A 2606-nucleotide genomic window follows, 5' to 3' on the forward strand; every position below is an offset into this window, starting at 1 on the left:
GCATCAGGATGCATTTTTGGCATCAGACAGGTTTACCCACGGATATTTACAGATCACTGCTCAGAATCAGGTGTACGACCTTCTCAGGCGTATGCTTCACTGGATGTTAATTCTGATTAATTCACTTTACGTAATTGGTAATTTATTTGTCTTTAAGTGCACAGGATAATTCCAGAGTAACTGACAGGGGTGTTTATTGTAGATAAGCACTGTCTGGCATGGTTATCTCTATGTTATCACTACGCTGAATGTGTTGGATTGGTATTAATATATTAAAGAAGGGGTATTATCATTGATGATATTAATCAAGGGATATACTATCAGCAGGTGGAGTATACCGAAGAGGGTATTATCCCCTGAAGATAATCACTAAGGGGATAGTACAATTGAATGGTATTCATTGACACATTTAGTCAATGTATTGACTCCTGAAGGGTCAATATTAATTGATGGGTTTGCATTAAGTAATGGATATTTACATGAATGCCTGGTCGCTAATATCCATCTGGATGAAAGTGAAGATGATTGATGTCTGTAATTTAATCATCATCACTGCTTAACAGTAACCTTTAAGGTGAGTGGTCATACTTGATAAGTGGCAGGTGATTATCAACGGTTTGCTACTGGACAAATACACCTAGTCTTAACTGCAGGCATGGGGTTTAATTGAGTTACAGTATCACAGTGATATGGATGATAAGCTTTTTAAACGTTAAGTCAGTTTACTAACCTGTAGTAGTTTTATGAGCATTGATCTGCCTGCCTGATATTAATCCTTACGATACCTGTCAGTAACAGATACAACGGTGAGCGATTATCCCTGAAAGCTTTTTGGATATACTTGTATCTGAGTACTGATAATGCCTGTAAGTTGGGTATTATCCGCGCTGGTGATAATAGCCCTTCTTGTTCGATGAACAGAATAGTCGTTTTATAGTGAATTAGAATGGGTGGTTATCCTGGTAATAATCGTGAACCATTTGATAACTCATTGAGCGTTGTAGTGCTTTATACCGCTGTTACTTCCTGTAAGCCTGTATAACCGCATTGAAGATCACTACAGTGGAAATCTGTGGATGGAATGAATACGTCGCTCCTGATGCGTTACAGCGCGTTTAAGCCGTAGTCTTGATAACGATTATTTATCGGGATCATCGAACGATGAGAATAATATCGTTTTTACGGGATGTAAGTCAGCGTCTTTCTCGAAGAACGTGTATCCCGACAGGGCGATATTTGCTCTTCAGGAGAAGAACAGACCTGGGTAGTCTCCCCGCTCTTTAAGCCAGGTCAATGCAGGGGCAGTCCACGTCGGGCAAGCCTGACCCTTCTGTAAACCGGGTAATGACTATCTCATGGAACTGGAGACTTCACCATACGGCGCTAAAGCCCTGCGTTTGCAGTCGATGGCGGGTTCGTTTCACGTAAACTGCATCAACGAGGTCATCGGGTGGCAAATCGCGGGTAATATTACAAATCGTCGCCAGTGCTGCATCTGAGAGTGTGAACGTTCGTGGTAATCCATAGTGATCCCCGGTTTTTTGCATACTGATGTTATCGAATAACTCCCTGAAGAAATCCGTCCGTGAAGGCCTGCGGGCGTTGATAATCGCCTCTGTGGCTTCATCCTTAAATGTTATCTCCACCTCCTCCATCCCCAGCGAGCGAATGATCCCGGCAATGTCAGGCCAGTAGCGGAGATCGAAACTATTAAGCCGCTGCAATTCTGGCTTAAGAAACGACAGGTAATGACCGTTACCCTCTCCGGCATCATCGATAAATTCGGTGAGTTTAAGCATACGGTCACATCCGAAATGGCCGTTCTCGCATAGATCTGCGCGTCGTTCCAGCATTTCAGCCAGTTGCATGCTCATGGTGCTGATGTTGTCATTCAGGCCGACAAGCTCCTGATGATCGGCCCGCAGTGTTGCAAAACGCGCATCGGTGCCAAAGCTGCCCGCATGGATGATCTGCTCAAGCAGTATCCAGAACTGTCGCCTGGTGAAGTTGCCGGACGCGATCTCCCTGTACACTACCGCCATCTCGTCATGACGTTCAATAAGCCGATTAAAAACAGGCCAGGTTGACGGCCATATTGGGTTGGCGGAATACCGCCAGTTGTGAAGTTTCTCTTCCAGCAGCGTCAGTACGATCGCCGGTGCTTGTTCAACGCCAATAATCATTGTTACTCCCTCAGGTTCTCATCTGTTCATGACCATTGTTTACTGAAACCCTCCACATGTCGGTAACGGGAAGGCTGTTTTTTCACAGCCTTTGGGTCACCTGGCATTCGAATCGTTGTTATCTTATGGCTTCAGTCGCAGTACTGTTACCTGTAGCGCTCCTCACCTGCTACCCCCGATATTTTCCAAATCCAGCCGTTTCTGAAGGTCCCTCTGATGAACTCGCTGATGGTAATAAGTTTTTTTTAACGACGCCGGTAATGGTTATGAACACAAATCAACCGGAGTCCATTTCAATGAGTTACACCTACGACCCTTACTGGCAGCAACGCATCGCCGATACCTTCAACTGTGCGCTGAACGCCTGTACCCGCGTACTGGCCCTGCGCGTTGACCTCCGGCTGCCGGATACACCAGCCGCCA

General features: G+C 45.4%; 1 protein-coding gene. It reads right to left on the reverse strand.

Going from position 1 to position 2606, the window contains the following annotated elements; all coding sequences use genetic code 11:
- Nucleotides 1–1370: 1370 nt before the first annotated feature.
- Complete coding sequence (locus VF709_RS24695; RefSeq protein ID WP_440232458.1) at nucleotides 1371–2183, reverse strand: hypothetical protein; 813 nt, start codon at nucleotides 2181–2183, stop codon at nucleotides 1371–1373.
- Nucleotides 2184–2606: the final 423 nt, after the last annotated feature.

This window comes from Enterobacter sp. Lyrl_3 (assembly GCF_051948675.1).
Taxonomy (GTDB): Bacteria; Pseudomonadota; Gammaproteobacteria; order Enterobacterales; family Enterobacteriaceae; genus Enterobacter; species Enterobacter cloacae.

What these genes read in the sequence shown, in the direction of transcription:
- VF709_RS24695 (WP_440232458.1), bottom strand. Translation starts at nt 2,183, where the DNA reads ATGATTATTGGCGTTGAACAAGCACCGGCGATCGTACTGACGCTGCTG.